This window comes from Alcanivorax sp. HI0083 (genome assembly GCF_001635175.1).
The window spans coordinates 1-2687 of the sequence record NZ_LWFX01001395.1 but is presented as its reverse complement, the minus strand read 5'-3'; the positions used below and the strand labels follow the sequence as shown (position 1 = coordinate 2687).

The window sequence follows — 2687 nt, the reverse complement described above, 5'->3', positions numbered from 1 at the left end:
CGACTACCTGATGACCTGGATCTACAGCCTGCATTACACCCTGTTGTCCGGCGAAATTGGCGAGATTGTGGTTGGCGTGCTTGGCCTGTGCTTGCTCGGTTTCTGTCTGACCGGCGTTTACCTGTGGTGGCCCACCGGCAAGCGCAAGGGAAAGTGGCGTCGCAACCTGACCATTAAACGGAGCGGCGGCACCTACCGATTACACTTTGATCTGCACCAGGTCATCGGCATCTATTTTCTCCCGGTACTGCTGGTGGTCGCCTTTTCCGGGGTCACCCTGATATTCCCGACCCAGGTGGCGGCACTGGTGGGTGCCATGCTCCCGCTGGAAAAGCGCCCCTCGCCTTCGTCAACGCTACCGGACAGCCCGGGCACGCCCTCTATTTCCCCGCAGCAATCACTGGATATTGCCCGCACCGTTTTCCCACAGGCACCGCTGATCCGCCTTGATTTCCCCCGCAGTGAAACCGGCAGTTATTCGCTGGCTTTCAACCGGGACGGAGAACCCTGGCAGCATTACGGCGCCAGCCGCATCTGGGTAGACCAGTACAGCGGCGAGGTACTGGCGGTATGGGACGCCCCCAATGTGGCCGCCGGCAGCCAGCTCATGACCTGGCAGTTCCCGCTCCACAATGGTGATGCCCTGGGCATGCCGGGGCGCATCATCGTCCTGATCAGCGGGCTGACGCCCTTGCTGTTCTTTATCACCGGCACCTACATGTGGTGGCAAAAACGCCAGCTTCGCCTGCAGGCACAACGCCGCAAGCGGGCACGGCAACAGGCACGTTGACGCCCTGTTGCCCCCCTTCCATGCTTAACTGAAAGCTGACGACCACAAGGAGCCTCCCATGCGTCAATGGATGTCCGCACTGGTGATCAGCCTGCTTTTGTTAAGCAGTCAGGTCATGGCGTTTGACCACAGCCGCTGGAACACATTGCTGCAGCAACATGTACAACCACAACGCGGTGGTGTCGCCACGGCTGTGGATTATGACGGGATCGCCGAGAACCATGAGGCCCTGCAGTCGTATCTGGACAACCTGACTGCGGTCACTCAAGGTGAGTTCAACGCCTTCAGTCGCAATGAAAAACTGGCGTTCCTGATCAACGCCTACAACGCCTTTACCATTGAATTGATCCTTCGGGAAAATCAGCCTGACTCGATTCGCGATATTGGCAATCTCTTTTCCAGCCCCTGGGACAAGGCATTCTTTTCCTTGCTGGGAGAGTCCCGGACGCTGGATGAACTGGAACATGAAATGATTCGTGGCAATCCAGACCTGATGGACCCGCGCATTCATTTCGCTGTGAACTGCGCGTCCATCGGCTGCCCCGCCCTGCGCACCACCGCCTACACCGGTGACCAGCTGGATACGCAACTGGAGGACAGTACAAGGCAATTTCTCAGCGACAAACAACGCAATCGCTATAACAGCGAACAGGACGCCCTGGAAGTCTCGAAGATTTTCGACTGGTATGAAGACGATTTTGAAGACGCCGCCGGCAGCCTGTCCCATTACCTTCTGCAATACTCGGACACGCTGGGCATACCCGCCAATCGCCAAAAGGCACTGGACGACGGGGACCTGGAGGTGCAGTTTTTACCCTATGACTGGTCACTGAACACCCAGTAACCCAACCCACTCCAGGAGAAACATGGCATGGACGCCTACCACGCAACCACCACACACCGCCTGCATAGCATCTGGTTGTCGTTTCGCAACCTGCCACGCTGGCTGCAGGGCTGGGTCGCCCTTATCCTGATGCCCCTCAACGGGGCCAGTCTGCTGTTGCTGGATACGTTCTCTGGCCAGGCCATCGCGCTGGCCCTGCTGCTGGTCCTCGCCGTGAACCTGCCCCTGATGTGGCACCACCGCGGCATGAACAAAGACATGTCACTGGTGCACCTGCTAGCCTGGATTCCACTGGAAATCGCCCTGCTCGGGCAATTGGCGGGGCGCTGGGGCGACGATCACCTGACACCGGCACTGTGGGGTTTTACCCTTGCGGTATTCATGGTCAACGCCATTAGCCTGTTCTTCGACGTGGTCGATGCCTGGTGCTGGGCCCAAGGTGACCGTGTGACCCTCCACCCCTCAAATGCAATGGATAATTGATCACGCACAATGCGCTGTCACCCATTATCCATTGCTATTGCCCAAAGCAATCGCAACGCCTGAGCCAGAGCACTTGCGCCAGTCACCTCTTGGCAGTGAGACTCCTTTCTCTCCGTTCGGGCGCTCCCCGATCACCATAACCGCCCCCCCCCCGGCTCGTTCACGGCACCGAAGCGGTGACCGCAGCTTAGCCGATGCTTCAATGGCACCCATCCTGTGATTTCTGTCACAGGAACAAGCACAAAAAAGAAATGCAAAAAATTGTCATACAATACTGCTTCATTCACCAATCATCATCGTCACAATAGCTGCGGGGGACCGTTATTCATTAAGCACTCATGGAAGACGACCAGCGGGGATATCCGGTCGATTACTTCCTCGAGCACCGACCTCTTTTTGAATAATTACGCTGCTACGCACCCACTTTAAGAGCTTCACCCTGCCCCACGCGGCATGCGCGGCACGGTAGCGCTTGCCCCTTGCTTTCTTAACTCTGCAAACAAAAAGGATGTAACTAATGCACAGGACTGCCCTGATAAAAACGACGTGGTTGCCCGCAATGGCGACAGC

4 protein-coding genes are annotated in these 2687 nt (G+C 57.2%); 3 read left to right on the top strand and 1 reads right to left on the bottom strand.

What is annotated here, in order from left to right:
- The 3 genes from A3754_RS21175 to A3754_RS21165 form a co-directional block, all read left to right on the top strand.
- Nucleotides 1–790 (top strand): PepSY domain-containing protein (locus A3754_RS21175; RefSeq protein WP_197468762.1); only part of this gene is annotated, 790 nt, incomplete at its 5' end.
- A gap of 58 nt (nucleotides 791–848) precedes the next feature.
- Nucleotides 849–1634: a DUF547 domain-containing protein gene (locus A3754_RS21170; RefSeq protein ID WP_063521255.1), complete on the top strand. Its 786-nt coding sequence runs from the start codon at nucleotides 849–851 to the stop codon at nucleotides 1632–1634.
- 27 nt (nucleotides 1635–1661) lie between these two features.
- On the top strand, nucleotides 1662–2117 hold the full coding sequence (locus A3754_RS21165; protein ID WP_063521254.1) for a hypothetical protein: 456 nt from the start codon (nucleotides 1662–1664) through the stop codon (nucleotides 2115–2117).
- 336 nt (nucleotides 2118–2453) lie between these two features.
- On the opposite strand, the gene A3754_RS28625 is transcribed toward A3754_RS21165, so the two are convergent.
- The coding region (locus A3754_RS28625; RefSeq protein ID WP_231880725.1) for a hypothetical protein at nucleotides 2454–2687 on the bottom strand (234 nt) is incomplete at its 5' end.